This is a genomic window from Candidatus Chryseopegocella kryptomonas (genome assembly GCF_001536065.1).
GTDB classification, from domain to species: domain Bacteria; phylum Bacteroidota; class Ignavibacteria; order Kryptoniales; family Kryptoniaceae; genus Kryptonium; species Kryptonium kryptomonas.
On record NZ_CZVW01000001.1, the window covers coordinates 145,263 to 161,083 of the forward strand.

8 protein-coding genes and 1 tRNA gene are annotated in these 15,821 nt (G+C 35.8%); 8 read left to right on the plus strand and 1 reads right to left on the minus strand.

Annotation, left to right across the window (positions count from 1 at the left end; genetic code table 11):
• Positions 1-2 precede the first annotated feature (2 nt).
• Positions 3-2,276, plus strand: a complete 2,274-nt coding sequence (locus tag AWW83_RS00595) for a glucosidase family protein (RefSeq protein ID WP_092346842.1) — start codon at positions 3-5, stop codon at positions 2,274-2,276.
• Complete coding sequence (locus AWW83_RS00600) at positions 2,273-3,721, plus strand: oxidoreductase (protein ID WP_092346845.1); 1,449 nt, start codon at positions 2,273-2,275, stop codon at positions 3,719-3,721. The genes AWW83_RS00595 and AWW83_RS00600 overlap by 4 nt, the downstream gene beginning before the upstream one ends.
• Before the next feature lie 2 nt (positions 3,722-3,723).
• On the opposite strand, the gene AWW83_RS00605 is transcribed toward AWW83_RS00600, so the two are convergent.
• Positions 3,724-4,650, minus strand: coding sequence for an ROK family protein (locus tag AWW83_RS00605; RefSeq protein ID WP_092346848.1), 927 nt, complete (start codon positions 4,648-4,650; stop codon positions 3,724-3,726).
• A gap of 369 nt (positions 4,651-5,019) precedes the next feature.
• Here AWW83_RS00605 and AWW83_RS00610 point away from each other — a divergent pair, with 369 nt between their 5' ends.
• The 6 genes from AWW83_RS00610 (at position 5,020) to secA (ending at position 15,817) form a co-directional block, all read left to right on the plus strand.
• A complete protein-coding gene (locus AWW83_RS00610) occupies positions 5,020-8,556 on the plus strand; it encodes an FG-GAP-like repeat-containing protein (RefSeq protein ID WP_159421058.1) in 3,537 nt (1,178 codons plus the stop codon).
• Positions 8,557-8,561: 5 nt separating this feature from the next.
• Complete coding sequence (locus AWW83_RS00615; RefSeq protein WP_092346854.1) at positions 8,562-9,917, plus strand: sigma-54-dependent transcriptional regulator; 1,356 nt, start codon at positions 8,562-8,564, stop codon at positions 9,915-9,917.
• A 331-nt stretch (positions 9,918-10,248) separates the two neighbouring features.
• The gene (locus tag AWW83_RS00620) at positions 10,249-10,479 is read left to right on the plus strand and encodes a zinc ribbon domain-containing protein (RefSeq protein WP_092346857.1); all 231 of its coding nucleotides are present in this window, start codon (positions 10,249-10,251) and stop codon (positions 10,477-10,479) included.
• Between the two features lie 177 nt (positions 10,480-10,656).
• On the plus strand, positions 10,657-12,522 hold the full coding sequence (locus AWW83_RS00625) for a hypothetical protein (protein WP_092346860.1): 1,866 nt from the start codon (positions 10,657-10,659) through the stop codon (positions 12,520-12,522).
• A 48-nt stretch (positions 12,523-12,570) separates the two neighbouring features.
• Positions 12,571-12,661 (plus strand) — tRNA-Ser (locus AWW83_RS00630).
• An 84-nt stretch (positions 12,662-12,745) separates the two neighbouring features.
• Positions 12,746-15,817, plus strand: coding sequence for a preprotein translocase subunit SecA (gene secA, locus AWW83_RS00635; RefSeq protein WP_092346863.1), 3,072 nt, complete (start codon positions 12,746-12,748; stop codon positions 15,815-15,817).
• Positions 15,818-15,821: the final 4 nt, after the last annotated feature.

Consider the following 15,821-nt stretch of genomic DNA (forward strand, 5'->3'; position numbering starts at 1 on the left):
AGATGAGACGAAGAAAGTTCTTAACACTCTTTGGTGGGTTGTTTCTTTCTAAGTATGTAAGCAACGAGTTCGTAAAATTTAAAGATGCAAATTTCTCTGGAAATTTATTTGAGAGCAAAGTTTACGGTTGCATAGATTATTTTTACCAGACCACAGATGAAATCCCTTTTCAACGATTTGATACTCAAAGGATTCACATAGATTACATTACAACTTTGCCAGGGGTTGAGTATTTTCTCATTGGGAATGGTGAAATAACTGTCGGAATTCAGTTTTGTAAAGATGGGAATTCAGGTGCATCGCTTTTTGGGTTAACACTCTGGGATGCGGAAAGATTTGTCAGAAAATGGAGCACATTTCTTTATCATCCCGAACGTGGATTTGAAAATACGAAGTTAACGCTTCAATTTGGTGAAGAATTTTATCAACTTAATAGAGAAAATTTTCAAGAGATTTTGTGGGATTTTTCATCTGGAATTCCAATTGTTAAGTTAAAATGGGGCAATGAAAAATTTAGTGTGCTGGAAAAATTTTTCGTTCCGAAAGATGGGAAAATTTTATTCAGGGTTGTTGAAGTTAGCAATAAATTGAAAAGTCCAATGAGTATTTCGCTTCGTCTTCAACTTTATCCAAACTTTGGATTATTTGACGAGATTTTCACAAGTGAGCGTGAGAAAACTGTTTATGCGAAGGGATGGACGATTATGAAACTTCAAACTTTTCATAAAGGTGCAAGAACAGCAGGAAGGTATGACCTTTGGGTTGATATCGGCACTGTTGATAAAAACGCTGAGGTAGTTTATGTTTATTCGCTTGAAGATGATGATAAAATTTTGAAGGTAAAAAACTTTACACAAATTTTTGATGAAACCTCAAAGTTTTGGGATGAGAAAAACAAATTTAGAAGTGATAGCGAGGTTTTGAACCATCTTTTCAATGTTTCAAAGAATGGTTTGAAATCAACGGTTTCAAAAAGTGGAAAAAGGGATTCTGGAATATGGCAGTATAATATGGAGTGGGTGCGTGATGATTCAATGTTTGTTCTTGGACTTTTAATGTGTGGATTTTTTGATGAGGCAAAAATTATGTTAACTAAATTGCTTGATAAGTTTGTCGGTCGGGAAGGTCAAACGATTGAGTCAAGCAGATGGTTCGGATACGAGCTTACAGAGCTTGATCAAAATGGGCAACTTTTATATGCGGTTTGGTCGTATGTTTGCTGGAGCGGAGATTTTGAGTTTGTGAAAAAATTTTGGGATAAGATAAAATTAGTTGCGGAATTTCCTTTGAAAGATGTTTTCTGGGATAAAAATAGCAAACTTTTGAAAAATAAAAGAGAGTTTTGGGAAAGGACGGATGCTTTCGGCGTTGAAAATGGATACGAGCTTGCATATCAATTCTGGGTTTCATTAGGGCTTGAAAAAGTTTCTGAACTTGTTAAAAAACTTGGCGAAAATAAGTTAGCACAGAGATGGCTTTCTGCATCAGGCGAAATTAAAAATTCAATGTTAAACGATCCAGTTTTCAAACTAATTGAAGATGGTCATTTTATAAAGAGGAAAAATTTAAATGGGCAATGGCAGAGGTATTTTATTCCACCAGACAGAAAAAGGATGCCACAAAATTCAGCGATAGCAATTGAGGATAAACCTTCTGCTGAGCCAGATACTTCCGAGGTTTTGCCGATCATTTACGGATTTGTTGATGCAGGAAGTGAAGTTTCAATCAAGACACTTGAATGGATTGAGAAACTCTGGAATCAGAGATGGAGCTATGGAGGTTATGAGAGATATGATAGTTCAAGCGAACCAGAGCCACCTGGACCTTGGCCTTTTGCGTCGCTTTTTGTGGCAAGGGCAAATCTGGAAGCGAAAAATTATGAAAGGGTCTGGCGTATTCTCAATTGGCTTTATAACATAAACGGTGGAAAATCTGGGGGATGGTTTGAGTATTACTCCGTTGAACAGTTAACACCGCCACTTCCACCTGTTGGAATCATAGGATGGACTTGGGCTGAAATGATCTCGCTTTTTGTTTATCATATCCTTGGGTTTAGACCCGAGCTGGAAAATTTGACAATAAAACCAAACTTGTTATCTGGTGTTAATTTAATTTCATCAAGCATAAAAGTTAGGAACATACTTGTTGATCTTGATATAGAAAGAAGCGACAAAATGTTTGCTTTGGTTGATGGACGGGAATTCGCTTTGAAAAATGGGAAATTGATTTTGCCTTATTCGGGTAAGAAAGTCAAAATAAAATTTTTTGTTAAATGAGATTTTTTAAGTTTAAAACACTTGAAGAATTAATTGCAGAAGTTGAAAAATTGGGTCTTGGTGAAGTTTTAAAGTTTGATGAGAACCTTGAACTTATTTTTCAGCCAATTGAGATTGGCAGGTTAAAAATTGGAAATAGATTTGCTATACATCCGATGGAAGGTTGTGATGGAACGCTTGATGGCAAACCCGATGAACTTACATTTAGAAGATGGGAAAAATTTGGCGCAGGTGGTGCAAAATTAATCTGGGGCGAAGCTACCGCTGTTGTTGAAGAAGGAAGAGCAAACCCAAGACAACTTTGGTTAAATGAGAAAAATCTTAAATTGTTTGCAGAGCTTGTTGAAAAAACAAGGCAGGCACATAAGAAAATCTGGGGTGATGACTCTGATCTGGTTATCGGAATACAACTAACACATTCGGGAAGATGGAGTTATAAAAAACCGATAATTGCATTTCATAATCCAGTAGTTGATAAGTTAACATTTATTGATAAAGACAAGAAGATAAGCATTGATGAAAGTTATCCAGTTGTGAGCGACGATTATCTTGAAAAGCTTGAAGATGAATTTGTTAAATGTGCAAAACTTGCTTATGAGGTGGGTTTTCAATTTATTGATATAAAGCAATGTCATACTTATCTTTTGAACGAGTTGCTCGCTGGAAAAACAAGGGAGGGGAAATACGGTGGCGATTTTCAAAACAGGACAAAATTTATAAGAAATGTGGTAACCAAGATAAAATCTGAACTTGGAGAAAAAATTTTTATTGCATCAAGAATAAATGTTTTTGATTGCGTTCCTTTTGTTAAAGATGATGATGGGGTTGGGAAATCGGTTGAATATCCATTGCCATATTTATTTGGTTTCGGTGTGAAAGAAAATAATCCACTTGAACCAGATTTGACAGAACCGATAAAACTTGTTGAAATACTGTGCTCACTTGGTGTTAAGATAATTAACATTTCTATGGGGAGTCCGTATTATAATCCGCACATAGGGAGACCTTTTGAAACTCCACCAATTGATGGTTATATTCAACCCGAACATCCGTTGATTGGAGTTGCAAGGCATTTTAAACTAACAGCTGAAATAAAGAAAGCAGTTGATTCATTAAATAACTTAACAGATAAGGTTTTGGTTGTTGGGACGGGATATAGTTATCTTCGGGAATTTTTTGTTTATGCTGGTGAAGCGAATTTGAAAGAAAATAAAGTTTCAATCGTCGGTGTCGGTAGAGGTGCACTTGCGTATCCTGATTTCGTGTATGATTTAAAGAGGTATGGGAGATTAAATTCGTCAAAAGTTTGCATAACGATAAGTCATTGCACAAACCTTATGCGATCAAAACACAATGAACTTGGGCAATTCCCAGCCGGTTGCGTTCCGCGTGACAAGGTTTATGCGGAAATTTTCAAGGTTGCAAGAGAAAAATTGAGAAAATAGATTTATTTATTTTTTTCAAGCAGAGCGAGCGCAATTGCTCCAATTACACCAGCATCATATCCAAGTTTAGCTTTGATTATTTTAAGTCCATCAATGCTTTCTGGCAGTGTATATTCTGGCAATTTCTTTCGTAGCGGTTCAAGGAGTAAATTTTCCGGTGCATCAGCTACTCCACCACCAATGATAATCAATTGTGGATTAATTAAATTGATTACAGCTCCAAGTGCAAACGCAAGCATATCAACCGCTTCTTGAATGATTTTATTTGCAACTTGATTACCCTGTTGAGCAAGCTGGAAAACTTCTTCGCTTTTTAAAGGTTTTCCAAAGTAAAGAGTCCCTTTATAAGAAATTGCACTTCCAGAGGAAAATGCTTCAAGGCAACCTTTCCTGCCACATGTGCAATTTGGGCCGTCTGGTTTAACGGTGATATGTCCGATCTCGCCAGCTAAATTTTTCCATCCACGGAGCAATTTCCCATCGCTTATAATTCCGCCTCCGATTCCTGTTCCTATGTTGACATATATTAGATTGTCCATTCCTTTACCAGCTCCGAACATCCATTCAGCAATTGTGCCTGCGTTTGCGTCGTTATCAATAATTGTAGGGATACCGAATTTTGTTTCAAGTTTTTCTTTCAAAGGAAAATTTTCCCATCCTTCAACATGATGCGAAAGATAAACTATGCCGTGTTTAAAATCAACAGGACCACCAAATCCAACCCCGATATGTGTAACCTTAAAATCAAATTTAACTGCTTCATTGATCAAATTTTGTATCATTACACAAATCACTTCATACCCAGCTTGAGCACCTTCAGTCGTTGGTGTTTGTTCTCTTAACATTTTGATTATATATCCATCTTCCGTTGCTAATGCGGTGGTTGTCTTCGTTCCGCCGGCGTCAACTCCAATCACAGCATTTCTCATTTCTACAAGTAAATTTAATTTTGAATTTTTCAATTAAATTTAACAAGAAACCATCTTTCACGACAATTTTTTATTCGCAGAAAAACTTTAAATCTTTTTGACGGGCGATATTTGTCCGCAATAACTTGAAATTTAATTTTCACTTTTTTATCTTTAAATCAGGTTTTCACATAAAAGGGTTCGCATATGTTAAACTGGTATTTTCTTTGGGTTGCATTTTTATTTTTAACTTTCCATTGCGGTCTCAACGCTAAGGAGGGGTATCGGGAATTTAAATTTAGTATCACACATAAAATTATTTCAGTAAGGGCGGTATCTGATAAAAGTGTTTTCATATTCACGAATTTTTCAATAGTTCACTTCAATGGTGTGAGATGGAGGGTTTTAAAAAGTGGCATCGGTGAAATAAAGAATGCTGACACAGACGGAGAATATATAATTGTTGATGTTAAAAGATTGGACAAAGATTTTGTTAAGCCAAATTTTATTTTGATGAGGTTCAATGGTGAGGTTATAATTGATGAGGTGAAATTGGAAATACCGATGACTCACAGTTCAAACAGTATAAAATTTGTTTCACGGGGTAGATGCATTATTGGTGGGCTTTTTGAATACTGTTTTATTTCGCTTGGAGATAGCATAAGATATAAAATTTTTCCTTTTTCAGAGAGGGTATTTATTCTCAGTCATTACACAACAAATTATCCTTACCCTGCTCTTGTTTTTAATGGTCTTTATTCAATTTATAGTTTAAAACTTCCTCATTTTTCAGATTTAAATCGGAGAGATTCATATTTTGTTAAATTTTTTGACGATGTTATTTCTGGTGCTGTAAAGCCAGAAATTTCAAAGTTGCTTGATCTTGATTCAATTGTTTCAAAGTTTGGTAATTTTAAAACGGTTATTCCTTACAGTCGTGGATATATTTTAAATTTTGAGCGTGGTGGTTTGGGATTTGTTCGTGAAAATCAACCCTTTGTTTTTGAGTTTATTCGTGCTGTTTCAGGGATTTCATTTGTTGATGTTAAGAATGAATACATAACCGAGGTTGTTTCTGCTGGTGGAGATGTTTTTTATGCTGTTTTGAAAACGGGAGAAATTTTAAAGATTGAGATATCAGGCGGTGATATTGTGGCGAAAATTTTGAATTTAAATGTTAAAGCATTTCACATTTTATGTTCAGATAAGAATCTTTTTGTCATTGGGGTTAATGAGATTTTATCAGTTCCATTGAGCGAGATTGATAAATTTTCAATTTCGTCCGAGAATAAGTTTGGGGGTAATTTTATTTTCAATATAAATCATTTACATTTTGGTTCATCTTATGGCATAGGTGCAAGCGATGTGAATGGAGATGGGGTTGAGGATATTTTTATAGTTGATTTAGATGCACCTGATTATCTTTACGATGGTCGTTATATAAAGAGTCCAGAGCGAAAGAATATATCCATAGAATCTGGGATTTCGGGTAGAAGTTGGGAGAAAAATAAGATTGGGATAAATGTTAGTGTTTGCACTGGGGATATAAATAACGATGGATATGAGGATTTCGTCGTTTCTTATATTCAGGGTTCAAATTGTGTTTATTTTAACAGGCGTGGGTATTTTAGAGATGTAACGAAGGAATTGGGGCTTGATGTTGATATGAGAAGAAGTGAACATGTTTCAATTTCAGATGTAAATTGCGATGGTTGGGTAGATATTTTTATGACATCATTTGAGGGTAGCAATCGTCTTTTTATAAGTGATGCTGGCAACATGTTTTATGATAGGACACTTGAATCTGCTCTTTTATCTGATGGTAGGACTGTATGTGCTGTTTTTGGTGATATAAACGGCGATGGTTATCCTGATCTTTACATTGGGAATTGGACAGGTGGAAACAAGATGTATTTAAACAGGGGAGATGGAACTTTTGTTGATTTCACACTTGAAAGTGGCACTGGTGGAGATTTACTTATGAAGACGAATTCGGCAATTTTTACTGACTTTGACAATGATGGAGACCTTGATTTGTTTCTTGGAAATCGTGGTAAAGGAAATAAACTTTTTCTAAATGATGGAAGTGGAAGGTTTAAGGATATCACAGTTGAGTCGGGACTTTTTGAACCTCAAATTTTTACTTATGGATGCACGGCGGGGGATTTTGATAACGATGGTTGGATTGACATTTTCATTGTTTATCTTGGCGGTATAAAACTTTACAGAAACATTGGTTTGAGGAATGGAATTCCAATTTTTGAAGATGTGACAGAAGATTACATTCGCATTTTAGAAAGAGGGATGATAGATGGATACAACACATGTTGTGTTAGTTCAGATTTTGACGGGGATGGTGATCTTGATATATTCGTTTCACAAAATAACGGAACTTCATTTTATCTTGAAAATTTAACTTGTGATGTTTCAAAAATTAAAAATTTTATAAAGGTTGGGGTTAAAGGTGTAAGGTCAAATTCAGATGGTATAGATTCAAAAATTAGTTTGTTTAGAAATGGTGAATTAATTGGGACAAGATATGTTGTTTCAGGGAGCGGATACGCAAGTAGTGAATCAAAGGTAATTCACTTCGGGCTTGGTGATGTTTTAGGGGGTGATGAATTTGAAATTGAGGTTGAATTTCCGCTTGTAGATGGTGAAAGGGTTATCAAAAGAGTTAAAGTTAAGCCAGGGCAATTTGTTCAAGTTTACGAGTTTGATGGTTTAAAGGCGATCGCATTTGATATTGTTAAGTTTTTTAAGCGTGAGATAAATGGTTTTGAATTTAAAATTGAGATTTTTAAAATCGCTTTTCTTATCATTCTTGTTTTGCTTTACTTTTATCTTTATCTGAATAGAGCCTTTGAATCTGTGATGAAAATTACAAATAGAGGAAGGATTTTGCGATTGATTTTTCTTCCTGTTTATTCATATGTTATTTTGCGAATTTTGATTTCAATTTCTTTTGAGATATCGTTTCAGCCATATTACTGGATTTCGGGTGAGAGGATTTATCTTTTTAACGATGTCATACCTTTTGCATTTTCGGTTCTTGTTTTATTTATTTTGCATTTTAATTTTAAAAGGAGGTTAAAAATTGCATCTTTGCGTGGTGGTTTATACAGCGAGCTTATAGCAAGGATAGAAGAATTTGGTCACAGCGCTCAGAAGTCAAGCATTTTGACGAGAATTTCACTTCTTATCAAAAATTTTGATTCCGCAGATCTTGAATTTGAAAGAAGGTTGATTGAACTTCTTAATGAATACAAGGAAATTGTTCAACCAGAACTTGAAAGTATAAGCGATATTTCAGAGATTTTATCCCTTGATTTTGATCGTGGTGTCGTTGAAAAACTTAACAGTGAAATTTCAAACCTTTTGAAAAAGGGATTAGGGAATAATTTAAGCAGGGAGAAAATTTTAATCCCTTCACTTATCTTAAGGTTATACGAACAGATAAACAAACTTCGTGAGATTGTCTTTTCAAACTTTATTACACAGGTTGAAAGTTCAATTTCGGATGTTTTAAAGGTTTTGAAGTGTGATTTTATAAAGTTTAAGTCAAATGGGGAGAATGCCGTCATATTTGGGAGAGATGATTTTACAGAGGTTATTTCAATAATTTTAAAAAATTCAATTGATTCGGTTTCAGGAGTTGAGAGTCCAGAGATTAAGGTGGAGGTTTTAAATTTTGATGGATATGTTGAGATACATATAGTTGACAATGGTTTGGGAGTTAATTCAGGTTCAATTGATAGGATAATTTCAGGAGGTTTTAGCACAAAGCCATATGGTCATGGTTTCGGTCTTTCATATGTTAAGATGTGTGTCAGAAAATACGGGGGAGAGATGAAAATTTTGCCTGTTGAGAGAGGATTTTATATCGTTTTAAAATTAAGAAAAGCGGTTGTAAAAATTAAAAATTGAACTTTATGCTTGAAGATTTAAACCTTCTCATAATTGATGACGACATTGGTTTCCTTGAGGATGCTGGGAAAATTTTATCAAAAAGTTTCAATGTTTTTAAAGCAAAGAGTGGGCGAGAGGGGATAAAGATTTTCAGAGAGAAAAATATCCATGTTGTTCTTCTTGATATAAAACTTCCAGATTTAGATGGTCTTTCTGTTTTGAATGAGATTAAACAAATTAACAGATTTACGCCTGTTATAATTGTGACAGAATATGCAAATGTTGAGCTTGCGGTTAAAGCTATGAAGCTTGGAGCAAATGATTTTGTTCAGAAGGATTTCAATTTTGAGATTTTGAAGACAAAGATTGAGAAACTTCTTGAAGTAAGAGACCTTGAGATAAATCTTGAAGTTTTGAGGGAGTCGGTTGAGAAGGGGAGGAATCCGTTTATTTATGCAAGTGAAAAGATGAAGTTGGTTAATATGGAGATAGAGAGGGCACTTAGGAATAATGCTGATGTTCTTTTAACTGGTGAGACAGGCACTGGCAAAGACCTTATAGCTTATGAGATACACAGAAGAAGTGAGAGGCGTGATAAAAATTTTGTTCAGGTTAACATTGCGGGGATTGAGCCACAGCTTGTTGAGTCGGAACTTTTTGGAACTTCAAGGGGTGCATTCACTGGAGCGGTTGATAAGATAGGAAAGTTTCAAATTGCAGATGGAGGGACTCTTTATATAAGCGAGATAGCGGAGATAGATCATCGTGTTCAATTAAAAATACTTGACTTTTTACAGTTCAAGACAATTTCAAAACTTGGTAGCAATGAGAGGATAAAACTTGATGTTAGGTTGATATTTGCAACGAATGCAGATGTGGATAAATTAAGAAGCGAGGGGAAGTTGAGGGATGATTTTTTCTATCGCATAAAAGTTCATCACATTCACATACCTTCGCTTCGTGAGAGGCGTGAGGATATAATTCCGCTTGCTGAGTATTTCTTCAAAAGGTATCTTTTTGAGCTTGGTGTGATAAAGGATATAAAAATTTCTGATGAGCTTAAAAATGCCCTTCTTTCATATCATTGGCCAGGGAATGTGCGTGAGCTTGAAAATCTCATTCGTGCCTCTGTTGACATTGACTTTGCATATATTGATGAGATAAAGCTTGAACATATGCCTTTGTTTAAGACATTGATTCAGGGAGGGGGTGATGTTGAGAGATTTTTGACATATAGAGAGGCGGAAGAAAATTTCAAGCGTGATTATTTTTCAAAGTTGGTTAAAATTTCTGGAGGGAATTTAAAGGTTGCATCGGAGATTTCTGGTCTTACGGTCAAGGGTTTGAGGAAAGTTTTGAAGTCAATGGGATTGATTTAGGGTTGAGGGAACAACTGTTCCCTTTTGGATTTGTTTAATTTTCAATCAATTTTTTCAAAAAAGTGTTAATTTCACATTTTTTGAGGGAACAACTGTTCCCTTTCAAAATCTTTTTGATTTACAATCAAATTTCTTTAAAAAGTGTTAATTTTTTGTTAACTGCAGGGAACGACTGTTCCCTCTTTTAGTTTTTCACCCTTTAAAATTTTCAAAATTTCGCAGGTTTTCCCTCTGGCACAGGTTTTGCAAAGAAAAATTATCAGATTTTTTCTTTGTTCTTTTTCCCTGGGGGGATTTGCCCCAGGGGGATTTAAAATTAAAAATTTGACAAATGCGAAATCAAAAAATAAAATCTGCGGTTAAGACGAAAGTTTTAAAAGACAGATATATGCTTTGTCCTGAATGTGGTAATTTCGCTCACATTTCACTTGGACAAGTTTATTGCATAGTTTGTGGTGCAAAGATGATAGACAGGTGTCCAAGGTGTGAGGAGTTGATAATTTATCCGACAGCAAAATTTTGCCCAGTTTGTGGAGAAAAATTGGTTAAAAAAGAAATTTAATTAGCTTCAAAATGTCGGAGAAGCAACTCCCAAGCCATAACCTGCAATCTTCTTCACAGAACACGAAAAGAAAATTAATCTCGTGGAAGTTATTTTAAGTTCGGGGGGATTTATTGCTTATTTATCCAGAAATTCGGTATATTTTTGTAAGCCAAAAACTAATATCATCCAAGAGCAATGAAAGACGGAAAAATTAACACATCAAGATTTACTCCAATTTTATTTTTAACCTTCCTTTCCCTTTTGATGTTAAATTTCTCACATGCTCAGAAGATTGAAACTTTGGCAATTGAAAAAAGTTTTGCTTGGATAGGAACGGAAGAAGTAGCACAAAAACCAGAAGATGCGAATTATTTTAACAATTCAAGTTCAGATGGTGAAAATAATAAGTATTTCAAAAAAGCCATTGCATACTATGATAATACTGTCCTTGTTTCTGGCAATGTTGTTAAAAAGCCATCGGATAAAAATAGAAAGTATCTTGCAAATCTAATTTCACGACAAATCAATCTTCCAAGATTTTATTGGGAAAGTTTACCTGAACAAACGGTTTCAAAATTTGATGAAGTATCTTCAAAGATTTATAACTCGCTTGAAGAAATTAATTATGATGTTGAAAATTATCTTGCGCCCGAACTCATTAAGATACTTGACATAAGTAAAGAAATGAGAGCACTTTCGCTTTTAACCGAAGCGGAGAGAAATAGTTTTATAGCAACGAAAGCAAAGTCGCTTGGTGTCTCAGCAGATAAAGTTGAAAGGATTATGAACTCAGGTTATGTTGTTGTGCCTTTCATTGAAAAATATATTGCGTTAAAAGATACGCTCATTAAAAAGTTTAAAACAAAAGACGGGGAGCGTCAAGTTAAAATTCCCGTGATAAAAGTTCAAATGCAAGGCGGTATGACATTTTTCAAGGTTAATTTTAAGAACAATGTTTATTCGGTTAAACCAGCTTATGCGGTTGTTCAAAAAGAAGATATATCTTCATTTGTTGAGATAAAAGACAATGATGTCACGGCAGCTGAGGATTCCGCATTTAAAGTTTGTTCGTTAGGACTTGTCAATAATTTTGGGTTGACGGTGAGAAATCTTTTTAAGTTATCTGCACCTGTTGCTGAAGCTGGTTTCAACAGCATAAGTTTTCCTCTTGGGAAAGGTGAAGGAGTTAGGATTGATGAAGGTTTTGATGTGTTTGAACTTGTTGAAGATGTAAGTGGTGAGGTCAAGCCAAGAAGGGTTGGGTTTGTTCGCGTAAATAAAGTTGGGGATAACAGAAATAAGAACGAGTTAAGTAGTGCACAAATTATAATTGGAGGTATATTTTCAAACAGAATTGAGAGAGGGATGTTTGTTGAAGAAAGACCACGACTTCCTGGCGATATATTTTTAGGAGCAATGCTTACAAGTGTTAAAATTCAAAGTGGCGTCTTCAAGCTAAATGAGCCACGTGTTTCAAATGATACTCTTTACATAAAATCTTCTGGAAAATTTGCTATCACTGGAAGATTTAACATCAATGTAAACCTTAGCACAACGCTTGATCTTACAATTCCACAATTCTGGATGACTCTTGGAGGGGGAATAGGTGCGATACCTCTTAATGCAAAATTTTTCGGAGAAGATGTTAAAATTGCAACTTTTGCATCTTTCAACTGGGGATTGATGAAGAAATTTTATTTCAGAAGATTTGCGGTTAACTTTGAGACGGGAGTTAGCCTTTCAAACTTTGAATTTTCAATTGAAAAGAAGAATAATCAAGATACAGTAAAATATGCTTTAAGCCCGAGAAACTGGTTCTGGGGTGGATTTGCCGGAGCTGGGTTTGAATTTGTCATAAACCCGGACATAAACATTGGGGCGAGGGTTTTCTATCAATTTAGCCAAAGAACAGATGAGTGGTCATATTTGCGAAAGGTTGGAGATAAAGAAGAAAGGAAGAAAATAAAATTTGGCGATGTAAATTTAACAGGTCTTATGTATCAGGTGTATTTTAATCTAAGCATAAAAAACTTTGCGAGGGTGAGAAAGTTTGAGGAGTGAGAGTTAAGAATTTTGATTTTTTCTGGTGTTAATTTTATATTTAAAATCGGAGAGGTGGCCGAGTGGTTGAAGGCGCACGCCTGGAGAGCGTGTATCCCGGCAAAAACCGGGATCGTGGGTTCGAATCCCACCCTCTCCGCTCCCTCTTTTCTTGATTATAACCCCAATTATCTTTATATTTTTACCTGAAAAATCTTTAAAACAATTTTATCGCGATGAAATTATGCTTATAAAACTTTTGCGTAAACTTTTTCCGACGAAAAACGAAAAGGACTTGAAAGCCCTTATTCCTATTGTTAATCATATAAATCAAATTTACGCAACGCTTAACACTCTCACAGACGCTGAGCTTAGGGCTAAAACAGATGAGTTCAAAGCAAGGATAAAAGAAAGAACAAGAGGCATAGAAGAAAAGATAGAGGAGTTAAAAACAAGAGTTCGTGAAGACAAGGAATTAACACGAGAGCAACGCCTTGAAATTTATGATGAGATTGAAAAACTTGAGAAAGAACTCTTTAAGGAAGAGCAGAAAGTTCTTGATGAAATTTTGCCAGAAGCGTATGCTGTCGTCAAGGAGACGTGCAGAAGATTAGTTGGTAAAAGCTGGGAAGTGACGGGGCATAAAATCGTTTGGGATATGATTCCTTTTGATGTTCAGTTGATGGGTGCAATTGTGCTTCATCAGGGGAAAATAGCTGAGATGGCAACGGGCGAAGGTAAAACTCTTGTTGCGACAATGCCAGCGTATCTTAACGCTCTAACAGGAAGAGGTGTTCATATCGTCACTGTTAACGATTATCTTGCTTTGAGAGATAGTCAATGGATGGGGAAAATTTATGAATTTCTTGGCTTAACGGTTGGATGCATTCAAAACTGGATGAACACGGAACAAAGAAAAGCGCAGTATAATTGCGATATAACTTACGGAACAAATAATGAGTTTGGTTTTGATTATCTTCGCGATAATATGGCTATTGACCCGAACGATATAGTTCAGCGTGGGCATTACTATGCAATTGTTGATGAGGTTGACTCTGTGTTAATTGATGAAGCGAGAACTCCTCTCATTATAAGTGGTCCTGTTCCTGAGACGGAGCATAAATTTGACTGGATGAAGCCGAAAGTTGAACGACTTGTCACTGCTCAAATTAATCTTGTGAGCAAAATTGTTGATGAAGCGGAAAAACTTTTAAATGAGGGCAAACTTGAAGAAGCAGGAGTTTTACTTCTCAAAGCAAGCAGAGGCGCACCAAAACATAAAAAATTAAGAAAAATCCTTGCCGAACCTGAATATCAAAAACTCGTCCTTGATACGGAGCTTGAGTTCCTGAAAGACCAAGGTGTTAAGATGCGCCAACTTGATGAAGATTTATATTTCGTCGTTGATGAGAAAAATCATATAATTGATCTGACTGAAAAAGGGCGCGAATTTCTTGCAAATCTTTCTCCAGAGGATAGAGAATTTTTCGTTCTTCCCGATCTTGGAACAGAGATAAGCATAATTGAAAACGATCCATACCTTACGCCAGCTCAAAAACAACGGAAAAAAGAAGAACTATACCGACTTTATTCCGAACGAAGTGATAAAGTCCACGCAATTCAGCAACTTCTTAGGGCTTACATAATGTTTGAAAAAGATGTTGATTATATTGTTCAAGATGGAAAAGTTTTGATTGTTGATGAATTTACAGGAAGAGTTTTGCCTGGAAGAAGATATTCCGAGGGTTTGCATCAGGCAATTGAGGCAAAGGAAGGTGTTAAGGTGGAGCAGGATACCCAAACACTTGCGACGATAACTATTCAAAATTATTTCAGGATGTATAAAAAACTTGCTGGGATGACTGGAACGGCTGCAACCGAAGCGCAGGAGTTCTGGGAAATTTATAAACTTGATGTTGTTGTAATTCCAACGAATAAACCTTGTATAAGAATTGATTATGATGATGTTATTTACAGAACCAAGCGTGAAAAATATAACGCAGTTATTGAGGAAATTGAAAGAATGCACAAAATTGGGAGACCTGTTCTTGTTGGAACTACAAGCGTTGAAGTTTCAGAGTTGTTGAGCAGGATGTTGAAGCGTCGTGGAATTCCACACAATGTTTTGAATGCGAAGCATCATCAAAGAGAAGCTGAAATCGTAGCAAATGCTGGACTTCGTGGGATGGTCACAATCGCAACAAATATGGCAGGGCGTGGAACTGATATAAAACTTGGTCCAGGTGTGGCTGAACTTGGTGGTCTTCATGTTATCGGAACTGAAAGACACGAAGCAAGAAGAATTGATCTTCAATTGAGAGGTCGTGCGGGAAGACAGGGCGATCCTGGTTCGTCAAGATTTTTCCTTTCGCTTGAAGATGATCTTTTGAGATTATTTGGAAGTGAGAGAATCGCAAACATAATGCAGCGACTTGGATATAAAGAAGGTGAACCAATCCAGCATCCGATGATAACGAAAAGCGTTGAAAGAGCCCAGAAAAAAGTTGAACAAAATAACTTCGCAATAAGAAAAAGATTGCTTGAATATGACGATGTCTTGAATAAACAAAGAGAAGTTGTTTATAGTCTGCGTAGGCATGCGCTTCTTGGCGAACGACTTGAAGATGATTTGCTTGATATGTTAACTGATTATGTTGAAGATGTCGTTGAAAAGTTTTATCCAAATCTTGATTATCAAGGATTAAAAGATGAATTGATGAGAACTCTTTTGATTGATTTGAAGCTAACGCCCGATGAATTTGAAAAACTTGGTAAAGAAGGATTGAAAGAAAAAATCTATAATGATGCGGTTGAGTTCTACAATCAGAAGAAAGCACAACTTGGAGAAGAGTTGATGTTATCCCTTGTAAAGATGGCGATGCTTCAGGTCATAGATCAAAGATGGCAGGAACATTTGCGTGAGATGGATGATTTAAGAGAGGGGATTCATCTTCGTGCATATGCACAGAAAGACCCACTTGTTGAATATAAGACGGAAGCGTTTGAAATGTTTATGGAAATGATGAGAAGAATTAGAAGCGGAGTTTTAAGCATAGTGTTCAGAATGTTTCCAGTTATGCCAGAAGAAGTTGTTGAAAGAAGACCACGAAGACCGAGAAGAGAACAACTCAATCTTATTCATCAGGAATCAATCGGAATGGGTTTGAGAGTTTCTGCGTCAGAAGCGGATGTGGCAACGGCGGTTAAATCAGATGTTAAGTTAAAACCTGTGCGAATTGATCAAAAAGTTGGCAGAAATGATCCATGCCCGTGTGGAAGCGGGAAAAAGTATAAACATTGTCACGGCAAAATATAGCAAT